Here is a 19,402-nt window from a genome sequence, read left to right as displayed (position 1 = left end):
GGCCGGCGATCGGCACCGACCCGCGCCGGTCGAGCCCATCACCGGGTTGCAGTACGTCCGTACTGTTAGGGTGGGGCCGAACCGCCGGCACAGCCCGCCCGCGGTGCAAACCCGATCCCGGAGTAGATATGCCGAGCACAGAATCGCTGAACTCGTTCCAGGCCCGCACCACCCTCGAGGTGGGCGACGACCGCTATGACATCTACCGCCTCGACGCGGTGCCGGGGCTGGCCAAGCTGCCCTACAGCCTCAAGGTTCTCGCCGAGAACCTGCTGCGCAACGAGGACGGCGCCAACATCACCACCGACCACATCGAGGCGCTGGCGAACTGGGACCCCAACGCCCACCCGGACACCGAGATCCAGTACACCCCGGCCCGGGTGGTCATGCAGGACTTCACCGGGGTGCCGTGCATCGTGGACCTGGCCACCATGCGGGAGGCGATCGCCACCCTCGGCGGCGACCCCGCCAAGGTGAACCCGCTGGCCCCGGCGGACCTGGTCATCGACCACTCGGTCATCGCCGACCTGTTCGGCCGACCGGACGCATTCGAACGCAACGTCGAGATCGAATACCAGCGCAACGGCGAGCGCTACCAGTTCCTGCGCTGGGGTCAGGGCGCGTTCCGCGACTTCAAGGTGGTGCCGCCGGGCACCGGGATCGTCCACCAGGTCAACATCGAGTACCTGGCCCACGTGGTGATGGCCCGCGACGGCCTGGCCTACCCCGACACCTGTGTGGGCACCGACTCACACACCACGATGGTCAACGGGCTCGGCGTGCTGGGCTGGGGCGTCGGCGGCATCGAGGCCGAGGCCGCCATGCTGGGCCAGCCGGTGTCGATGCTGATCCCCCGCGTCGTCGGGTTCAAACTCACCGGGGAGATCCAGGCCGGCGTGACCGCCACCGATGTGGTGCTCACCGTCACCGAGATGCTGCGCCGCCACGGCGTGGTCGGCAAGTTCGTCGAGTTCTACGGCAAGGGCGTCGCCCAGGTGCCGCTGGCCAACCGCGCCACGCTGGGCAACATGAGCCCGGAGTTCGGCTCCACCGCCGCGATCTTCCCGGTCGACGCCGAGACCATCGACTACCTGCGCTTCACCGGGCGCGACGAGAAGCAGCTGGCGCTGGTGGAGGCCTACGCCAAGGCGCAGGGCATGTGGCACGACCCGGACAACGAACCGGCCTTCTCCGAGTACCTGGAGCTGGACCTGGCCGACGTGGTCCCCTCGATCGCCGGGCCGAAACGCCCGCAGGACCGCATCGCGCTCACCGACGCCAAGACCGCGTTCCGCAAGGACATCCACAACTATGTGAACGAGGAGGGGGAAACCCCGCAGACCCACCTCGACGACGAGATCGAGAGCACCTTCCCGGCCAGCGACCCGGCCACCCTGTCCTTCGCCGACGACGGCGCCGTCGACGCCGCCCCCCGGGTCGCGTCGGCCGCCGACGGCTCGGAGGGGCGCCCCACCAAGCCGGTGACGGTGCGCTCCGAGCGTGGCGAGTTCGTCATCGACCACGGCGCGGTGGCGATCGCGGCGGTGACCTCCTGCACCAACACCTCCAACCCGGAGGTGATGCTGGGCGCGGCGCTGTTGGCCCGCAACGCGGTGGAGAAGGGCCTGAGCGTCAAGCCGTGGGTGAAGACCACGATGGCGCCGGGCTCGCAGGTGGTCAGCGACTACTACGAGAAGGCCGGCCTGTGGCCCTACCTGGAGAAGCTGGGCTTCTACCTGGTCGGCTACGGCTGCACCACCTGCATCGGCAACTCCGGGCCGCTGACCACCGAGATCTCGGCGGCGGTCAACGACAACGACCTGTCGATGACCGCGGTGCTCTCCGGCAACCGCAACTTCGAGGGCCGGATCAACCCGGACGTGAAGATGAACTACCTGGCCTCCCCGCCACTGGTGATCGCCTACGCGCTGGCCGGGACCATGGACTTCGACTTCGACGCCCAGCCGCTCGGGCAGGACGGCGACGGCAACGACGTGTTCCTGCGCGACATCTGGCCGTCGCAGAAGGACGTCTCGGACACCATCGCCTCGTCGATCAACTCCGAGATGTTCACCCGCAACTACGGCGACGTGTTCAAGGGCGACGAGCGGTGGCGGAACCTGCCGACCCCCAGCGGGGACACCTTCGAGTGGGACCCGGAGTCGACCTACGTGCGCAAGCCCCCGTACTTCGAGGGCATGCCGGCCGAGCCGGAGCCGGTCGGCGACATCGCCGGCGCGCGGGTGCTGGCGCTGCTCGGCGACTCGGTGACCACCGACCACATCTCCCCCGCGGGCAGCATCCAGCCGGGCACCCCGGCGGCGCAGTACCTCGAGTCCCACGGTGTGCAGCGCAAGGACTTCAACTCCTTCGGCTCGCGCCGCGGCAACCACGAGGTGATGATCCGCGGCACCTTCGCCAACATCCGGCTGCGCAACCTGCTGCTCGATGACGTCTCCGGCGGCTACACCCGCGACTTCACCGTCGAGGGCGGCCCGCAGGCGTTCATCTATGACGCGGCGCAGAACTACGCCGCGGCGGGCACGCCGCTGGTGGTGCTCGGCGGCAAGGAGTACGGGTCCGGGTCGTCGCGGGACTGGGCGGCCAAGGGCACGCTGCTGCTGGGTGTCCGGGCGGTGATCGCGGAGTCCTTCGAACGCATCCACCGGTCGAACCTGATCGGCATGGGGGTGATCCCGCTGCAGTTCCCCGAGGGCGAGTCGGCGGCGTCGCTCAAGCTCGACGGCACCGAGGTGTACGACATCACCGGCATCGACGCGCTCAACGACGGGTCGACGCCGCGCACCGTGCACGTCACCGCCACCAAGTCCGACGGTGGCAGTGTCGAGTTCGACGCGGTGGTGCGCATCGACACCCCCGGTGAGGCCGACTACTACCGCAACGGCGGCATCCTGCAGTACGTGCTGCGCACCATGCTGTCCTCCGCGTAGGCGGTGCGGCGGTGCCCAGGCTCAGCCCGGCGCAGCTCGCCGCGCGCCGTCGACGGATCCTCGACGGTGCGCGGCGGTGCTTCGCCGAGTTCGGCTACGAGGGCGCCACGGTGCGCCGGCTGGAGCAGGCCATCGGGATGTCGCGCGGGGCGATCTTCCACCACTTCCGCGACAAGGACACCCTGTTCTTCGAGCTGGCCCGCGAGGACGCCGACCGGATGGCCGAGATCGCGGCGCGCGAGGGGCTGATCCAGGTGATGCGCAACCTGCTGGCCGACCCGGACGAGTTCGACTGGCTGTCCACCCGGCTGGAGATCGCCCGCAAACTGCGCAACGACCCGGAGTTCCACCGCGGCTGGGCCGAGCGCTGCGCCGAGCTGGACGCGGCGACCACCGAGCGGCTGCGCCGCCAGAAGCAGGCCGGGCGGGTGCGCGACGACGTGCCCGGTGAGGTGCTGCACTGCTATCTGGACCTGGTGCTCGACGGGCTGGTGGCCCGGGTGGCCTCCGGGGAGGACCCCGCCCGGCTGGCCGCGGTGCTCGACCTGGTCGAGGACTCGGTGCGCACCCACTGACCGGTGCGGTCAGGCCAGCTCGATGAGGTCGGCGTACTCCGCCGACCAGTGGTCCTCGGTTCCGTCGGGCAGCAGCACCACCCGCTGCGGGTCGAGCGCCTCCGCGGCGCCGGGATCGTGGGTGACCAGCACGACCGCGCCGAGGTAGCTGCGCAGCGCGTCGAGCACCTGCTCGCGGGAGGCGGGGTCGAGGTTGTTGGTGGGCTCGTCGAGCAACAGCACGTTGGCCGCCGAGGCCACCAGTCCGGCCAGCGCCAGCCGGGTCTTCTCCCCGCCGGACAGGGTGCCGGCGGGCTGGTCGAGCTGGGCGCCGCTGAACATGAACGCGCCCAGCAGCCCGCGCAGCTCCTGCTCGGGGCTGTCCGGCGCGGCGTGGCGGATGTTCTGCCACACCGTGGCGGTGTCGTCGAGGGTGTCGTGCTCCTGGGCGAAGTAGCCCACCTTGAAGCCGTGGCCGGGCTCCAGCGCGCCCGCGTCGGGGCGCTCCACCCCGGCCAGGATCCGCAGCAGCGTGGTCTTGCCCGCCCCGTTGAGGCCCAGCACCACCACCCGCGAGCCGCGGTCGATGGCCAGGTCCACCCCGGCGAACACCTCCAGCGAGCCGTACTGCTTGGTCAGCCCGCGCGCCACCAGCGGGGTGCGCCCGCAGCGCGCCGGCGACGGGAACTTGATCCGGGCCACCTTGTCGGCGACCCGCTCCTCGTCGAGGGCGGCCATCATCCGGTCGGCGCGGCGCAGCATGTTCTGCGCGGCGACCGCCTTGGTGGCCTTGGCGCCCAGCTTGGCGGCCTGGGTGCGCAGCGCCGCGGCCTTGCGTTCGGCGTTGGTGCGTTCCCGGCGCCGGCGGGCCTCGTCGGTGGCGCGGGCGTCGAGGTATTTCTGCCAGCCCATGTTGTAGACGTCGACCTCGCCTCGCACGGCGTCGAGGAACCACACCCGGTTGACCACGTCGGCCAGCAGATCCACGTTGTGGCTGATCACCACCAGACCGCCGGTGTGAGCGCGCAGGAAGTCACGCAGCCAGCCCACCGAGTCCGCGTCGAGGTGGTTGGTGGGTTCGTCGAGCAGCAGGGTGGTGGCCGCTCCCCCGACCCCGGTGTCGGCCGCCGCGAACAGGATGCGGGCCAGCTCCACCCGTCGGCGCTGGCCGCCGGAGAGGGTGCGCAGCGGCTGGGCCAGCACCCGGTCGGGCAGCCCGAGGCTGGCGCAGATGCGGCCCGCCTCGCTTTCTGCGCCATAGCCGCCGAGCGCGGCGAACCGCTCCTCGAGTCGGCCGTAGCGCCGGATCGCCTTGTCGCGCACCGCGTCGTCGGCGGCCTCGGCCATCACCGCCTGCTGCTTCTCCATGTCGGCGAGCAGGGTGTCCAGCCCGCGCGCGGACAGCACCCGGTCGCGCGCCAGCACCTCCAGATCGCCCTGCTTGGGGTCCTGCGGCAGGTAGCCGAGTTCACCGGCGCGGGTGACCGTACCGGCATACGGTTCACTCTCCCCGGCCAGGATCCGCAGCGTGGTGGTCTTGCCCGCGCCGTTGCGCCCGACCAGCCCGATCCGGTCGCCGGGCTGGATGCGCAGCGCCGGGCCCTCGGCGGCCAGCAGGGTGCGGGCCCCGGCGCGGACCTCCAGGTCCGTTGCGGTGATCACGCGGGTCGCTCCTGCCTGCCCGTGGGCTATTTGTCGTCGGTGAAGTGCGGGGCACGTCGCTCGGCGCGGGCGGCGACGGCTTCCTCGAAGTTGGTGGTGAGCAGCCGCACGTAGAGCTGCCCGAGCCCCTCGGCCTGCATGTGCCCCTCCAGGCTAGCGGCGTCCAGTCCGCTCCACAGGGTGCGTTTGGTCAGCTCCACCCCGGGCCGGGAGAACCCGGCGATCCGGCCGGCCAGCTCGTAGCAGGTGTCGAGCAGCTCGGTGTCGGGCACCCGCCGGGACACCAGCCCGATCCGTTCGGCCTCCTCGGCATGGACGTCGCGGCCGGTGAGCATCAGCTCGAAGGCCCGCGACGTGCCGATCGCGCGCGGCAGCAGGTAGCTCAGGCCCAGTTCGCTGGCGGTGAGGCCGTTGTTGATGCCGGCGGCGCGGAAGTAGGCGCCGTGCCCGGCGACCCGGATGTCGCAGGCCAGTGCCAGGCACAGCCCGCCGCCGATCGCGGCGCCGTTGACCGCGGCGATCACCGGCTGGTGCAGCCGCCGCAGCGCCAGGATCACCTCGTCGAGCACCTCCATCGAGCGCAGCGCGTAGCTGGGCCGGGTCAGCCCGGCCACGTGCGGCACGCTGCCCGCCGATTTGTGGTCGGCGCCCGAGGAGAAGCCGCGCCCGGCGCCGGTGAGCACCACCGCGCGCACCGCGTTGTCGTGGTGGACCTCGGCGAGGATCTCGCGCAGCGGGACCATGACGTCGAACGCCATCGAGTTCATCCGCTCGGGGCGGTTGAGGGTGATCAGCGCGACGTCGGGCCGTGGGTGTTCGAGCAGGACCAGGGCGGGGTTCACGGTCTGCACGCTATCGCGTGCGGGCGGTGCGGCCCGGTCAGCCCTGCTCGGCGCCGCCCTGGTCGGCGTTGCGCTGTTCGGCCAGCGCCGCCTCCACGTCGAGGTCCTTGAGCTGCTGCACCAGGTCCTCCAGCGCGGGCGGCGGCAGCGCCCCGGCCTGGTTGAACACCAGGGTGCCGTTCTTGAACGCCATCAGGGTCGGGATGGAGCGGATGTTGGCGGCGGCGGCCAGCTGCTGCTCCGCCTCGGTGTCGACCTTGGCGTGCACGATGTCGGGGTGCTTCTCCGCCGACGCGGTGAAGGTGGGCGCGAAGGCGCGGCACGGGCCGCACCAGGACGCCCAGAAGTCGACCAGGACCATGTCGTTGTCCTTGACGAGGTTGTCGAATTCGGCGGCGGTGATGTCTTGGGTAGCCATGCCCCGCCCAACGTGCAGGCTCCCGGTGATGTTCCCGGGCCGCCCGCCCGAACCACCCCGGATACCCTGAATACCCCGAGGGGTATTATTGGGTGGACCCGGTCGTCGCAGCGAAGGAGCCGTCATGTGCCAGCCCGTCCGATGCCGGCAGTGCGGCAAGACCACCTGGACCGGCTGCGGCCGGCACATCGACGCGGTGCGCGCCACGGTGCCGGCCGACCGGTGGTGCGACGGCCACGACCGGGTGCGGCCGGAGCCGCTGTTCGCCCGGCTGCGGCGCAGGCTGCGCGGCCGCTAGACGGTGAAGCCGAGGGCCCGCAACTGCTCGCGGCCGTCGTCGGTGATCTTGTCCGGCCCCCAGGCCGGGATCCACACCCAGTTCAGCTTCAGGTCGTTGACCAGGCCGCTGCCGATCAGCGCGGTGTGGATCTGGTCGGTGATCATGTCCTGCAGCGGGCACTCCGCCGAGGTCAGCGTCATGTCGATGAGGACGGTGGTGTCGTCCCCCTCACGCTGCAGCTTCATGTCGTAGACCAGCCCGAGATCGACCACGTTGATGCCGATCTCCGGGTCGATGACGTCGTGCATCGCCTCATCGACCTCGGCGAACAACTCGTCGTCGGTGGTGATGGTGTCGGTCATTTCTCTCCCTCCACTGAGTGTGCAGCGGCGGCCCGGGCCGCCGCCGAGTCTGTCGTGCCCGCTTCCGCGAGCGCCGCGATGAACGCCGTCCAGGCCAGCAGCGCGCATTTGACCCGTGCCGGATATTTTGCCACTCCGGCGAAGGCGATGCCGTCGCCGATGACGTCCTCGTCCCCCTCCACCGTGCCACGGGAGGACACCATCTCGGTGAACGCGGACACGATCGTCATCGCCTCGGCCACACTGTGCCCGATCAGCTGCTCGGCGAGCACCGAGGTGGCGGCCTGGCTGATCGAGCAGCCCTGCCCGTCGTAGGAGATGTCGGCGACGGTGTCGCCGCCGTCGGACAACGCCACCCGCAGGGTCAGCTCGTCCCCGCAGACCGGGTTGACGTGGTGCACCTCGGCGTCGTACGGCTCGCGCAGCCCGCGGTGGTGCGGATGCTTGTAGTGGTCCAGGATCACTTCCTGGTAGATCTGCTGCAGGCGCACCGGTCACGCCCTCCCGAAGAAGTCCACGGCCCGGCGCACCCCGGCGACCAGCCGGTCCACCTCCTCGACGGTGTTGTACACCGCGAACGAGGCCCGCGCGGTCGCGGCGATACCGAACCGCCGGTGCAGCGGCATCGCGCAGTGGTGCCCGACCCGCACCGCCACGCCCTCGTCGTCGAGGACCTGGCTGACGTCGTGGGCGTGCACCCCGTCGACCACGAACGACACCGGCGAGCCGCGCCCCGCCAGTCCGGCCGGCCCGATGATCCGCACCCCGTCGATGCCGGACAGGCCGTCCAGCGCCGCGGCGACCAATCCGGCCTCGTGGGCCTCCACCGCGGCCATCCCGATCGCGTCGAGGTAGCGGGCGGCCGCGGCCAGCCCGACGACCTGCGAGGTCATCGGGGTGCCCGCCTCGTACCGCTGCGGGGCCGGCGCGTAGGTCACCTCGGTCATGCTGACCGTCTCGATCATCGACCCGCCGGTGAGGAACGGCGGCGCCCCGGCCAGCAGGTCGCGGCGGCCGTAAAGCACCCCGATCCCGGTGGGCCCCAACATCTTGTGCCCGGAGAAGGCGGCGAAGTCCACCCCGAGACCGTGCAGGTCGACCGGCTGGTGCGGCACCGACTGGCAGGCGTCGAGGACGGTGAGCGCCCCGACCGCCCGGGCCCGGGCCACCAGCTCGCCGACCGGGGCGATGGCACCGGTGACGTTGGAATGGTGGCTGAACGCCACGACCTTGACCCGCTCGTCGAGGGTCAGCGAGTCCAGGTCGATGCGGCCGTCGTCGGTGACGCCGTACCAGCGCAGCGTCGCCCCGGTGCGGCGGGCCAGCTCGTGCCAGGGCACCAGGTTGGCGTGGTGCTCGAGCTCGGTGGTGACGATGACGTCGCCGGGGCCGACGGCCGCGTCGAACCGGTCGTCGCCGAGCAGGTAAGCCACCAGGTTCAGCGACTCGGTGGCGTTCTTGGTGAACACCAGCTCGTCGGGGTCGGCGCCGACGAACCCGGCGATGGTGGCCCGGCTGTCCTCGTAGGCGTCGGTGGCCTCCTCCATCAGCTGGTGGGCGCCGCGGTGCACCGCCCCGTTGGAGGTGGACAGGAAGTCCCGTTCGGCGTCGAGGACCTGCCGGGGCCGTTGCGAGGTCGCCCCGGAGTCCAGGTAGGCCAGCGTGTTACCGCCGCGCATCACCCGGCTCAGGATCGGGAAGTCGGCCCGGATCGCGGATGTGTCCAGCACCGGGCTGCCGCTGACCGAGACCGACACCTCACGCCCCCGCGGAAGCCGCGTGGGTGAAGCGCTCGTAGCCGCTCTCCTCGAGTTCGTCGGCGAGTTCCGGCCCCCCGGACTCGGCGATGCGGCCGTCGACGAAGACGTGCACGTGCTGCGGGCGGATGTAGCGCAGGATCCGGGTGTAGTGGGTGATCAGCAGGATGCCGCCGTTCTCGCTCTCGGCGTACCGGTTCACCCCGTCGCTGACCACCCGCAGGGCGTCCACGTCGAGCCCGGAGTCGGTTTCGTCGAGCACCGCGATCTTCGGCTTGAGCAGGCCCAGCTGCAGGATCTCGTGGCGCTTCTTCTCCCCGCCGGAGAAGCCCTCGTTGACGCTGCGCTCCCCGAACGACGCGTCGATCTCCAGCTCGCTCATCGCGGTGCGGACCTCCTTGACCCAGTGCCGCAGCTTGGGCGCCTCACCGCGGACCGCGGTGACCGCGGTGCGCAGGAAGTTCGACATCGACACCCCGGGCACCTCCACCGGGTACTGCATGGCCAGGAACAGCCCGGCGCGGGCCCGCTCGTCGACGCTCATCGCCAGCACGTCCTGCCCGTCGAGGGTGATCGAGCCGCTGGTCACCGTGTACTTCGGGTGACCGGCCACCGCGTAGGACAGGGTGGACTTGCCGGACCCGTTGGGCCCCATCAGCGCGTGCACCTCCCCGGAGCGCACGGTGAGGTTCACCCCCTTGAGGATGGGGATGTCGTCCTCGGCCTCGCCGCGGTGCACGCTGACGTGCAGATCCTTGATGTCCAGGGTCGTCATGAGGGGGTGTCTTCCTTTTCGGTCAGGGCCAGTTCGGTCTCGATCGCCTCGGTGAGGCGTTCCTGCACGGCGGGCACGCCGATCCGTGCGATCACCTCGCCGAAGAAGCCGCGCACGATCAGCCGGCGGGCCTGCTTCTCCGGGATGCCCCGGGACAGCAGGTAGAACAGTTGCTCGTCGTCGAAGCGCCCGGTGGCGCTGGCGTGTCCGGCGCCGGCGATCTCGCCGGACTCGATCTCCAGGTTGGGCACCGAGTCGGCGCGGGCGCCGTCGGTGAGCACCAGGTTGCGGTTGAGCTCGTAGGTGTCGGTGCCGGAGGCGTCCGCGCGGATCAGCACGTCGCCCACCCACACCGTGCGGGCGTCGGGCAGCCCGGAGTCCGGGTCGCCCTGCAGCGCGCCCTTGTACAGCACCCGGGACCGGCAGTCCGGCGGGTTGTGGTCGATCAGCAGCCGCGATTCCAGGTGCTGGCCGTCGTCGGCGAAGTACAGGCCGAGCAGTTCGGCGTCCCCGCCCGGGCCGGTGTAGGACACCCGGCCGGTCAGCCGCACGATCTCACCGCCGAGTTGCACCGCGCTGTGCCGCAGCACCGCGTCCTTGCCCAGGCTCATGTGGTGCATGCTGACGTGCACGGTGTCGGCGGCCCAGTCGGCCAGCCACACCACGGTCAACCGCGCCGCGTCGCCGACGACGAACTCGACGTTGTCGGCGTAGCTGCCGCTGCCGCGGTGGTCGATCACCACGGTCGCCTCGGCCAGCTCCTCGACCCGCACCTGCAGGTGCCCGTAGCCGGTGTTGCCCTCCCCCGGCCCGGTCACGACGATCTCGATCGGGTCGGCCGGGGCGGCCTCCCGGCCCACGGTGACCAGGGCGGCGGTGTCGAACGACGAGAACGCCTGGGCGGCGACCCGGTCGGCGGGCACCCCGGCCGCGCCGAGCCGTTCGTCGTCGCGGCCGACCCGCTCGACGCGCACCCCGTCCTGTTCGGTGACGGTGATCTCGGCGGTGCCGGTGGCCGGCGCCGACCCGTCGTGCAGGCCGCGCAGCCGGCGCAGCGGGGTGAACCGCCAGGCCTCGTCGCGGCGGCTGGGCACCTCGAAGGCGTCGACGTCGAAGGAGGTGAACGCCTCGCCCTTGTTGGCGATGATCCCCGCGGTCCCCTCGACCGCTTCGGTCAGGTTGGTCACTAGCCCACCGACCCTTCCATCTGCAGCTCGATGAGCCGGTTGAGCTCCAGGGCGTACTCCATCGGCAGTTCCTTGGCGATCGGCTCGACGAACCCGCGCACGATGGTGGCGGTGGCCTCCTCCTCGGTCAGGCCGCGGCTCATCAGGTAGAACAGCTGGTTCTCGTTCACCTTGGAGACGGTGGCCTCGTGCCCGATGGTGACGTCGTCCTCGCGGATGTCGACGTAGGGATAGGTGTCGCTGCGGCTGATGGTGTCGACCAGCAGCGCGTCGCATTCGACGTTGGACTTCGACCCGTAGGCGCCCTTGTGCACCTCGACCAGGCCGCGGTAGGAGGACCGGCCGCCGCCGCGGGCCACCGACTTGGAGACGATGTTGGACGACGTGTGCGGCGCCAGGTGCAGCATCTTGGCGCCGGTGTCCTGGTGCTGGCCCTCCCCGGCGAACGCCAGCGAGAGCACCTCGCCGCGGGCGTGCTCACCGGTCATCCACACCGCCGGGTACTTCATCGTGACCTTGGAGCCGATGTTGCCGTCGATCCACTCCATGGTGGCGCCCTCTTCGGCGCGGGCCCGCTTGGTCACCAGGTTGTAGACGTTGCCCGACCAGTTCTGGATCGTGGTGTAGCGGCAGCGGCCGCCCTTCCTGACGATGATCTCGACCACCGCGGAGTGCAGCGAGTCACTCGAGTACACCGGCGCGGTGCAGCCCTCGACGTAGTGCACGTAGGCGTCCTCGTCGACGATGATCAGGGTCCGCTCGAACTGGCCCATGTTCTCGGTGTTGATCCGGAAGTAGGCCTGCAGCGGGATGTCGACGTGCACGCCCGGCGGGACGTAGACGAACGACCCGCCCGACCAGGTGGCGGTGTTGAGCGCGGAGAACTTGTTGTCGCCGGCCGGGATCACCGTGCCGAAGTACTCCTTCATCATGTCTTCGTGCTCGCGCAGCGCGGTGTCGGTGTCGACGAAGACGACGCCCTTCTCCTCCAGGTCCTCGCGGATCTTGTGGTAGACGACCTCCGACTCGTACTGGGCGGCCACCCCGGAGACGTACCGCTGCTTCTCGGCTTCCGGGATGCCCAGCTTGTCGTAGGTGTTGCGGATGTCCTCGGGCAGGTCCTCCCAGGTCTGGGCCTGCCGCTCGGTGGAGCGCACGAAGTACTTGATGTTGTCGAAGTCGATGTCGCCCAGGTCGGCCGCCCAGGTCGGCATCGGCTTCTTGTCGAAGATGCCCAGCGCCTTGAGCCGGGTCTGCAGCATCCAGTCCGGCTCGTCCTTCTTCGCCGAGATGTCGCGCACGACCGCCTCGGACAGGCCGCGCTGGGCGGCGGCGCCCGCCGCGTCGGAGTCGGCCCAGCCGTACTCGTAGCGTCCCAGCGAGGCGATCGCCTCGTCCTGGGTGAGTTCGGGTTCCGCGCGCCCGGTGGCGGCTTCTGGTGTGATGGTCATGTCGTCGCTCCTTCACTGCTCGTGGTGGCTCCGGCGCGCGGGCTGTGCGCCGGAGTCCGGACGGTGTCGCTAATGGCTTGCACCCGGTAACGGGATGTGGGTCGTGCAGGCGTGGTCGCCGTTGGCGATGGTCGCCAGCCGTTGGACGTGGGTGCCCAGCACCGCCGCCATGGCTTCGCGTTCAGCCTCGCACAGCTCCGGGAACTCCTCGGCGACGTGGGAGACCGGGCAGTGATGCTGGCAGATCTGCATGCCCTGCATCGGTCCGTCGACCCGGGCGGTGCTGGCCACGTAGCCGGCCCGGGTGAACGCCCCGGCGACCCGGTCGGCGGCGGCCGCCACCGCACCGTCGTCACCGCCCGCGGCGGGGGCCACCTCGGCGAGGATGCCGTCGATACGGCGACGCGCGAAGGTGCGGATCGCCTCCTTGCCGCCGATCTCGCGCAGCTGGCGCAGCGCCGCGACGGCGAGGTCGTCGTAGCTGTGGTCGAGCTTGGCGCGGCCCGCCGCGGTCAGCCGGAACCGCTTGGCCGGCCGGCCCCGCCCGGCGTGCTGCCAGGCCGCCGGCGCGCACGCCTCGGCGTCCCCGGCGGCGATCAGCGCGTCGAGGTGGCGGCGCACCCCGGCCGCCGACACCCCGAGCTGCTCGCCGATCTGGCCGGCGGTGATGGTGCCGGACTCGGCCAGCAGGCGCACCACCGCGCCGCGGGTGCCGCCGTCCTGGGCGCCCACCGTGGTGGGGCCCGCGCACTCCGCAGCCGACTGGAATTTCACAACATCAGTGTGACGCAATTCCGGCGTCGGGTCCAGCCCGACCCTCCCGACCTGGCGTGACACCGCCCACAACACACCGCGGCCGCGGCCCCGAAGCGGCCGGTTACGCTGCTGCAATGTCCGCGCGCCGGTCCTCGTTGAGCACGACGATCGCCCGCTGGCACGCCGACGAACGGCCGGTCGGCTCCCCGCTGAACCCCGCCGAGCTGGTGTCGTTGCGCCACACCCGGCTGTTCGGCGCGACCGGGACGGTGCTGATGGGGATCGGCGCGCTCGGCGCGGGCGCCCGACCGGTCATCCAGGACCCCACCTTCGGGGTGCGCCTGCTCAACCTGCCGTCCCGAATCCAGACGGTGTCGCTGACCATGACCACCACCGGCGCGGTGATGATGGCGCTGGCCTGGCTGTTGCTGGGCCGGTTCACCCAGGGCACCCGCCGGATGTCGCGCAGCCAACTGGACCGCACGCTGCTGCTGTGGATCGTGCCGCTGCTGCTGGCCCCGCCGATGTACAGCAAGGACGTCTACTCCTACCTGGCGCAGAGCCAGATCTCGCTGCTGGGCAAGGACCCGTACCGGGTCGGCCCGGCCCCCGGCCTCGGCCTCGACCACGTGTTCACCCTCTCGGTGCCCAGCCTGTGGCGGGAGACCCCGGCCCCCTACGGCCCGCTGTTCCTGTGGCTGGGTCGCGGCATCTCCCGGCTGACCGGGGAGAACATCGTGGCCGCGGTGCTGTTCCACCGGCTGGTGGTGCTCATCGGAGTCGGGCTGATCGTGTGGGCGGTGCCGCGGCTGGCCCGCCGCTGCGGCGTGGCCGAGGTCTCCGCGCTGTGGCTGGGCGCCGCCAACCCGCTGCTGCTGATGCACCTGGTGGCCGGCATCCACAACGAGGCCCTGATGTTGGGGCTGATGCTCACCGGCACCGAGTTCGCGCTGCGCGGCATCGCCGCCACCGCGCCGCTGCTGCCCGACCGGCCGCTGCGGTGGCCGCCGGGGCGCGCGGCGTGGCGGGCCTGGACTCCGCTGGGGCTGCTGGTCGGCGGCTCGGTGCTGATCGTGCTGTCCGCGCTGGTGAAGTTGCCGTCGCTGCTGGCGCTGGGGTTCGTGGCGATGGCGCTGGCCCGCCGCTGGGGCGCGGGCCCGCGGGCGTTCCTGCTGGCCAGTGCCGGGCTGGGGGCGCTGGCGGTGGCGGTGATCGCGGCGGTCGGGCTGGCCAGCGGCCTGGGCTTCGGCTGGGTCAACACGCTGGGCACCGCCAACGTGGTGCGCAGCTGGATGTCGCCGCCGACGCTGGTGGCGCTGGGCACCGGGCAGGTCGGCATCCTGCTCGGCCTCGGCGACCACACCACCGCGGTGCTGTCGCTGACCCGCGGGATCGGCGTGCTGATCATCGCGGTGATGGTGACCTGGCTGCTGCTGGCGGTGCTGCGCGGCCGGCTGTCCCCGGTGGGCGGGCTCGGGGTGGCGCTGGGCATCACCGTGCTGCTGTTCCCGGTGGTCCAGCCCTGGTACCTGCTGTGGGCGATCATCCCGCTGGCCGCCTGGGCGACCCGGCCCGGGTTCCGGATCGCGGTGATCGCGGTGACCCTGATCGTCGGGGTGTTCGGGCCCACCGCCAACGGGGACCGGTTCGCGCTGTTCCAGATCGTCGACGCCACCGTGGCCAGCACCCTGATCGTGGCGGCGGTGATCGCGCTGACCCACCGGCAGCTGCCGTGGCGGCGGCTGCCCGAGCCCCCGCAGCGGACCGCCCCCGGCGGCGCGGCCGGGGCCGACGCCTACGCTGAGTCCTCGTGAGCTCGTCCACCCCCGCCGCGGTGCCGGTCCGGCTGCGCGGTGTCACCAAGCGGTTCCGCTCCGGCGCGACCACCGTCACCGCCGTCGACGGCCTGGACCTGGAGGTCCAGCGCGCCGAGGTGTTCGCGCTGCTCGGCCCCAACGGGGCGGGCAAGACCACCACCGTCGAGATGTGCGAGGGCTTCGGCCGGCCCGACGAGGGCAGCATCGAGGTGCTCGGGCTGGACCCGATCGCCGACAACGCCGCGCTGCGCGAACGGATCGGGGTGATGCTGCAGGGCGGTGGCGGCTACCCCGCGGCCCGGGCCGGCGAGATGCTCAACCTGGTCGCCTCCTACTCCGCCGACCCGCTGGACCCGCAGTGGCTGCTGAGCACGCTGGGGCTCACGGACGCGGCGCGCACCACCTACCGGCGGCTCTCCGGCGGGCAGCAGCAGCGGCTGGCGCTGGCGTGCGCCCTGGTGGGCCGCCCCGAACTGGTGTTCCTCGACGAGCCGACCGCCGGGATGGACGCCCACGCCCGGGTGCTGGTGTGGGAGCTGATCGACGCGCTGCGCCGCGACGGGGTGACCGTGGTGCTCACCACCCACCACCTCAAGGAGGCCGAGGAGCTCGCCGACCGGCTGGTGATCATCGACCGCGGCCGGCTGGTCGCCGCGGGCACCCCCGCCGAACTGACCCGTCGCGGCGCCACCGGCGAGCTGCGGTTCACCGCGCCGCACCGGCTGGACCTCGCGCCGCTGGGCGCCCGGCTGCCGGGCGGCTACCGCACCGCGGAGACCACCCCCGGCGAGTACCTGGTCGAAGGCCCGATCGACCCGCACGTGCTGGCCGCGGTCACCGCCTGGTGCGCCGAGATCGACGTGCTGGTCACCGCCATCCGGGTCGAACAGCGCAGCCTGGAGGACGTGTTCCTGGAACTCACCGGCCGGGAGGTGCGGGCATGACCGACGCGACACCCGCGACACCCGAGGCCTCCTCGCCGTTCCCGCCGGGGACCTTCGCCCCCGACCCGCGCCCCGCCGCGGTGCCGCGGATGCTGGCCGCCCAGTTCGGCCTGGAACTCAAACTGCTGCTGCGCAACGGCGAGCAACTGCTGTTGACGATGTTCATCCCGATCACGCTGCTGGTCGGGATGACGCTGCTGCCGCTGGGCTCGTTCGGCGACGGTCCGGGCGCCCGCGCCGCGGTGTTCACCCCGGCGATCATGGCGCTGGCGGTGATCTCCACCGCGTTCACCGGTCAGGCCATCGCGGTGGCCTTCGACCGGCGCTACGGCGCGCTCAAACGGCTCGGCGCGACCGCGCTGCCGGTGTGGGGCGTCATCGTCGGCAAATCGCTGGCGGTGGTGTCGGTGGTGTTCCTGCAGGCGCTGCTGCTCGGCTCGGTCGGGTTCGCGCTGGGCTGGCGGCCGGAGCCGGCCGGGCTGGCGCTGGGCGGGGCGATGATCGCGTTGGGCACCGCGACGTTCGCCGCGATGGGGCTGCTGCTCGGCGGCACCTTGAAGGCCGAGATCGTGCTGGCCGCGGGCAACCTGCTGTGGTTCGTCTTCGCCGGGCTCGGTGCACTGGCCATCGACTCCGAGACGGTGCCGGAGGCGGCCCGCTGGGCGGCCCGGCTCACCCCGTCGGGGGCACTCACCGAAGCGCTCATCCAGGCGATGGCGCTGTCGGTGGACTGGTTCGGGCTGGTCGTGCTCGCCTGCTGGGGTGCGGTGTCGGCGCTCGGTGCGCTGCGCTGGTTCCGGTTCACCTGAGCCGGGCGCCGCGCCTGCTACTACCTGAGGTAGTTTCACGGTCGTGGGTGTGGGACGGGCGTTGTTGCGGGTGGTGGACCTGCTGCCGGAGCCGAGCCTGCGTGTGCAGCGCCTGCTGGCCGCCGCCGTCGTCCTGACCCAGGGCCTGATCTCGGTCACCGGATCCGTCGTGCGGGTCACCGCCTCGGGGCTGGGCTGCCCGACCTGGCCGCAGTGCTTCCCGGGCAGTTTCACCCCGGTCGCGGTGGCCGAGGTGCCCCACATCCATCAGGCCATCGAGTTCGGCAACCGGCTGGTCACGTTCGCGGTGGTGATCACCGCCGCGCTGGCGGTGCTGGCCGTCATCCGCGCCCGCCGCCGCGCCGAGGTGCAGGTCTACGCCTGGCTGATGCCGGCGTCCACGGTGGCGCAGGCCGTGCTCGGCGGCATCACCGTGCGCACCGGGCTGCTGTGGTGGACGGTGGCGCTGCACCTGCTGGTGTCGATGGCGATGGTGTGGCTGGCGGTGCTGCTGTTCGTCAAGGTCGGCGAGCCCGACGACGGCGTCGTCACCCCGCGGGTGCCCGCACCGCTGCGCTGGCAGACCGCCCTGACCGGGGTGGTGCTGGGCGCCATCCTGATCGCAGGCACCCTGGTCACCGGCGCCGGGCCGCACGCCGGGGACAAGAACATCGACAACCCGGTGCCCCGGCTGCAGGTCGAGATCACCACGCTGGTGCACGCGCACTCCTCGCTGACCGTGGCGTACCTGACCCTGCTGGTCGGCCTCGGTTTCGGGTTGGCCGCGGTGCGCGCGCCACGGATCGTGGTCACCCGGCTGGCGGTGCTGGGCGCGCTGGTCTGCGCGCAGGCGATCGTCGGGATCGTCCAGTTCTACGCCGGGATCCCGGAGGCCCTGGTGATCATCCACGTGGCGTTCGCGGTGCTGTGCACCGGCGCGACCGCCGCGCTATGGACGGCGATGCGACAGCGGGCCCAGCCCGCGCCGCTGCAGCACTGACTCCACCGCCAGAGCGAACTCCCGCAGCCGCCCGGCGCGGGCCTGCGCGTCCAGCGCCAGCCAGCCCAACCGCGGCCCGATCAGGTTCAGCCGCAGCAGCCGCGCCGCCCCCGGGCCACCGGTCACCTCGGCGCGGGCCGCCAGGAACCCGGCGGCCGTGGTGTCCAGCCGGGCCGCGGCGGCGTCCAGCGCGGCCGCACCGAGGTCCCACAGGCTGAAATCGGCGTCGACCGCCCCCTCGGCGGTGAACGCGTGCGAGGCCCGCCCGGCCAGGAAGACCAGCGCGGTGCGCGACTCGGTGAGGTAGGGCTGCACCAGCGCGACCCGGCCGTCGCGGTGCAACCGGCCGATGTGCTCGGCGGCGGCGCCGCGCTCGGTGCAGCGGCGCGTCCCGGTCCCGACCGCGGGGCCGACCACCACCGGCGCGGCGGGCTCCTCGGCGAGGCGCCCGCCCGGGGCGAGCACCGTGGTGGGCACCGTCGGCACGCCGCGGTCGGCCAGCTCGAGCAGGTAGCGCCGGTCGGAGTTCCAGTCCAGCGTCGCGGTGTCGAGCAGCACGTTCGGCGCGGCGATCACGGCGCGGAACTCCGCGAGGCGCTCGGCGTAGCCGGCCACGCAGCGCGGGATCACCAGGTCGGCGGCGCCGAGGGCGGGGTCGTCCCAGGACAGCCAGCGGGCGTGTAGGCCGCGGGCCGCCAGCGCGGGCACCAGCGCGTCGTCGTCGCTCTGCCCGCCCGGCAGTACCGGGCAGCCGGCCAGCACGAGCCGCGGATGGAACACGTCGGGGCGGGCCAGCTTCATCACGGCGATGATACGGGCGGATTGGCCGGACCCGGCGGTGTCGGCGTTAGATGGCGGTATGGATGCCATCGAAGTCGCCGAGGTCGGCGGTCCGGAAGTCCTGCGCCCGGTGCAGCGGCCGCGCCCCTCCCCCGCCGGCGGCGATGTCCTCATCGAGAACGCCGCGGTCGGGGTCAACTTCATCGACACCTATTTCCGCTCCGGGCAGTACCCGCGGGAGTTGCCGTTCGTGGTGGGCACCGAGGCGGCGGGCACGGTCGCCGAGGTCGGTGCCGGGGTGCGCGGGCTGCGGGTCGGCGACCGGGTGGTCACCGCCAGCGCCGACGGCGCCTACGCGCAGTTCTGCACCGCGCCGGCCGACCTGACCGCGAAGCTGCCCGACGGGGTGGCCCCCGACCTGGTCGCCTCCGCGCTGCTGAAGGGGATGACCGCGCACTATCTGATCCACTCGGTCTACCCGGTGCGCCGCGGCGACACCTTGCTGGTGCACGCCGGAGCCGGCGGGGTGGGCCTGCTGTTGACCCAGTGGGCGACCCGGCTGGGTGCGCGGGTGCTGACCACCGCCTCGACACCGGCGAAGGCCGAGCTGTCCCGCCGGGCCGGCGCCGTGCAGGTGCTCGACTACCCGGGGGCGGACCCGGCGGAGTTCGCCGACCGGGTCCGCGACCTCACCGGCGGGGACGGGGTGGCCGCGGTCTACGACGGGGTCGGGGCCGCCACCTTCGAGGCGAGCCTGGCCAGCCTGGCGGTGCGCGGCATGCTGGTGTTGTTCGGGGCGGCCAGCGGGCCGGTGCCGCCGTTCGACCCGCAGCGCCTCAACCCGGCCGGGTCGCTGGTGCTGACCCGGCCCTCGCTGGCCCACTTCATCCGCACCGCGGACGAATTCTCGTGGCGCGCAAGCGCGTTCCTCGACGCGGTTGCCGCAGGCGAACTGACGGTCACGGTCAGCGAACGCTACCCGCTGGCCCGCGCCGAGCAGGCACACCGGGACCTGGCCGCCCGGGCCACGGTCGGCTCGGTGATCCTGGTGCCCTGA

The 19,402-nt window shown here is 72.1% G+C and carries 19 protein-coding genes; 8 read left to right on the top strand and 11 right to left on the bottom strand.

Annotation, left to right across the window (positions count from 1 at the left end):
- Nucleotides 1–128 precede the first annotated feature (128 nt).
- Nucleotides 129–2,951, top strand: coding sequence for an aconitate hydratase (locus AWC30_RS02285; protein WP_085108273.1), 2,823 nt, complete (start codon nt 129–131; stop codon nt 2,949–2,951).
- 11 nt (nt 2,952–2,962) lie between these two features.
- Complete coding sequence (locus tag AWC30_RS02280) at nt 2,963–3,526, top strand: TetR/AcrR family transcriptional regulator (protein ID WP_085108270.1); 564 nt, start codon at nt 2,963–2,965, stop codon at nt 3,524–3,526.
- A gap of 9 nt (nt 3,527–3,535) precedes the next feature.
- Here the strand turns inward: AWC30_RS02280 and AWC30_RS02275 are convergent, their stop codons facing one another.
- From AWC30_RS02275 to trxA, 3 genes are read right to left on the bottom strand one after another with little or no spacing between them, the layout of a single operon-like run.
- A complete protein-coding gene (locus tag AWC30_RS02275) occupies nt 3,536–5,167 on the bottom strand; it encodes an ABC-F family ATP-binding cassette domain-containing protein (protein ID WP_085108267.1) in 1,632 nt (543 codons plus the stop codon).
- 26 nt (nt 5,168–5,193) lie between these two features.
- A complete protein-coding gene (locus AWC30_RS02270; protein WP_109561897.1) occupies nt 5,194–6,009 on the bottom strand; it encodes an enoyl-CoA hydratase in 816 nt (271 codons plus the stop codon).
- Between the two features lie 37 nt (nt 6,010–6,046).
- Nucleotides 6,047–6,427, bottom strand: coding sequence for a thioredoxin (trxA, locus tag AWC30_RS02265; protein WP_085108262.1), 381 nt, complete (start codon nt 6,425–6,427; stop codon nt 6,047–6,049).
- Between the two features lie 124 nt (nt 6,428–6,551).
- Between trxA and AWC30_RS17690 the strand changes: the two genes are divergently transcribed.
- Nucleotides 6,552–6,725: a DUF8730 family Cys-rich protein gene (locus AWC30_RS17690; protein WP_165756413.1), complete on the top strand. Its 174-nt coding sequence runs from the start codon at nt 6,552–6,554 to the stop codon at nt 6,723–6,725.
- Here AWC30_RS17690 and AWC30_RS02260 read toward each other — a convergent pair.
- From AWC30_RS02260 to AWC30_RS02230, 7 genes are all read right to left on the bottom strand, one after another.
- Nucleotides 6,722–7,069, bottom strand: coding sequence for a metal-sulfur cluster assembly factor (locus AWC30_RS02260; protein ID WP_085108259.1), 348 nt, complete (start codon nt 7,067–7,069; stop codon nt 6,722–6,724). The two genes, AWC30_RS17690 and AWC30_RS02260, sit on opposite strands and share 4 nt — an antisense overlap.
- Nucleotides 7,066–7,560 carry a Fe-S cluster assembly sulfur transfer protein SufU gene (gene sufU / locus AWC30_RS02255; protein ID WP_085108256.1) on the bottom strand — a complete coding sequence of 165 codons (495 nt, stop codon included), beginning with the start codon at nt 7,558–7,560 and terminating at the stop codon, nt 7,066–7,068. The genes AWC30_RS02260 and sufU overlap by 4 nt, the downstream gene beginning before the upstream one ends.
- Nucleotides 7,561–7,563: 3 nt before the next feature.
- Nucleotides 7,564–8,799 carry a cysteine desulfurase gene (locus tag AWC30_RS02250; RefSeq protein WP_372507276.1) on the bottom strand — a complete coding sequence of 412 codons (1,236 nt, stop codon included), beginning with the start codon at nt 8,797–8,799 and terminating at the stop codon, nt 7,564–7,566.
- A 28-nt stretch (nt 8,800–8,827) separates the two neighbouring features.
- Nucleotides 8,828–9,601 carry a Fe-S cluster assembly ATPase SufC gene (gene sufC, locus AWC30_RS02245; RefSeq protein WP_085108250.1) on the bottom strand — a complete coding sequence of 258 codons (774 nt, stop codon included), beginning with the start codon at nt 9,599–9,601 and terminating at the stop codon, nt 8,828–8,830.
- Nucleotides 9,598–10,788: a Fe-S cluster assembly protein SufD gene (sufD, locus tag AWC30_RS02240; protein ID WP_085108247.1), complete on the bottom strand. Its 1,191-nt coding sequence runs from the start codon at nt 10,786–10,788 to the stop codon at nt 9,598–9,600. The genes sufC and sufD overlap by 4 nt, the downstream gene beginning before the upstream one ends.
- Nucleotides 10,788–12,239, bottom strand: coding sequence for a Fe-S cluster assembly protein SufB (gene sufB / locus AWC30_RS02235; RefSeq protein ID WP_085108245.1), 1,452 nt, complete (start codon nt 12,237–12,239; stop codon nt 10,788–10,790). Before sufB ends, sufD begins: the two co-directional genes overlap by 1 nt.
- Nucleotides 12,240–12,308: 69 nt before the next feature.
- Complete coding sequence (locus AWC30_RS02230; RefSeq protein ID WP_420093269.1) at nt 12,309–13,013, bottom strand: helix-turn-helix transcriptional regulator; 705 nt, start codon at nt 13,011–13,013, stop codon at nt 12,309–12,311.
- A gap of 116 nt (nt 13,014–13,129) precedes the next feature.
- Here AWC30_RS02230 and mptB point away from each other — a divergent pair, with 116 nt between their 5' ends.
- From mptB to AWC30_RS02210, 4 genes are read left to right on the top strand one after another with little or no spacing between them, the layout of a single operon-like run.
- Nucleotides 13,130–14,809 (top strand): polyprenol phosphomannose-dependent alpha 1,6 mannosyltransferase MptB, encoded by a 1,680-nt coding sequence (gene mptB, locus AWC30_RS02225; protein ID WP_085108241.1) that lies wholly within the window; start codon nt 13,130–13,132, stop codon nt 14,807–14,809.
- Nucleotides 14,806–15,756: an ABC transporter ATP-binding protein gene (locus AWC30_RS02220; RefSeq protein ID WP_085108238.1), complete on the top strand. Its 951-nt coding sequence runs from the start codon at nt 14,806–14,808 to the stop codon at nt 15,754–15,756. Before mptB ends, AWC30_RS02220 begins: the two co-directional genes overlap by 4 nt.
- The gene (locus AWC30_RS02215; RefSeq protein ID WP_085108235.1) at nt 15,753–16,565 is read left to right on the top strand and encodes an ABC transporter permease; all 813 of its coding nucleotides are present in this window, start codon (nt 15,753–15,755) and stop codon (nt 16,563–16,565) included. The genes AWC30_RS02220 and AWC30_RS02215 overlap by 4 nt, the downstream gene beginning before the upstream one ends.
- A 43-nt stretch (nt 16,566–16,608) precedes the next feature.
- Nucleotides 16,609–17,565 (top strand): COX15/CtaA family protein, encoded by a 957-nt coding sequence (locus tag AWC30_RS02210; protein ID WP_085108233.1) that lies wholly within the window; start codon nt 16,609–16,611, stop codon nt 17,563–17,565.
- On the opposite strand, the gene AWC30_RS02205 is transcribed toward AWC30_RS02210, so the two are convergent.
- A complete protein-coding gene (locus tag AWC30_RS02205; protein WP_085108230.1) occupies nt 17,515–18,366 on the bottom strand; it encodes a DcsG N-terminal domain-containing protein in 852 nt (283 codons plus the stop codon). The two genes, AWC30_RS02210 and AWC30_RS02205, sit on opposite strands and share 51 nt — an antisense overlap.
- Before the next feature lie 58 nt (nt 18,367–18,424).
- Between AWC30_RS02205 and AWC30_RS02200 the strand changes: the two genes are divergently transcribed.
- A complete protein-coding gene (locus AWC30_RS02200; protein WP_085108227.1) occupies nt 18,425–19,402 on the top strand; it encodes a quinone oxidoreductase family protein in 978 nt (325 codons plus the stop codon).

This window comes from Mycolicibacillus trivialis, from assembly GCF_002102395.1.
Classification (GTDB): domain Bacteria; phylum Actinomycetota; class Actinomycetes; order Mycobacteriales; family Mycobacteriaceae; genus Mycobacterium; species Mycobacterium triviale.
Note: the sequence above shows the minus strand (reverse complement) of the source record. Positions and strands in the feature narration are given on the sequence as shown.

Bases quoted from the DNA above. Each gene is read 5' to 3' on its own strand.
- AWC30_RS02285 (WP_085108273.1), top strand. From the start codon at position 129: ATGCCGAGCACAGAATCGCTGAACTCGTTCCAGGCCCGCACCACCCTC.
- trxA (WP_085108262.1), bottom strand. From the start codon at position 6,427: ATGGCTACCCAAGACATCACCGCCGCCGAATTCGACAACCTCGTCAAG.
- AWC30_RS17690 (WP_165756413.1), top strand. From the start codon at position 6,552: ATGTGCCAGCCCGTCCGATGCCGGCAGTGCGGCAAGACCACCTGGACC.
- AWC30_RS02260 (WP_085108259.1), bottom strand. From the start codon at position 7,069: ATGACCGACACCATCACCACCGACGACGAGTTGTTCGCCGAGGTCGAT.
- sufC (WP_085108250.1), bottom strand. From the start codon at position 9,601: ATGACGACCCTGGACATCAAGGATCTGCACGTCAGCGTGCACCGCGGC.
- sufB (WP_085108245.1), bottom strand. From the start codon at position 12,239: ATGACCATCACACCAGAAGCCGCCACCGGGCGCGCGGAACCCGAACTC.
- mptB (WP_085108241.1), top strand. From the start codon at position 13,130: ATGTCCGCGCGCCGGTCCTCGTTGAGCACGACGATCGCCCGCTGGCAC.
- AWC30_RS02215 (WP_085108235.1), top strand. From the start codon at position 15,753: ATGACCGACGCGACACCCGCGACACCCGAGGCCTCCTCGCCGTTCCCG.
- AWC30_RS02205 (WP_085108230.1), bottom strand. From the start codon at position 18,366: ATGAAGCTGGCCCGCCCCGACGTGTTCCATCCGCGGCTCGTGCTGGCC.
- AWC30_RS02200 (WP_085108227.1), top strand. From the start codon at position 18,425: ATGGATGCCATCGAAGTCGCCGAGGTCGGCGGTCCGGAAGTCCTGCGC.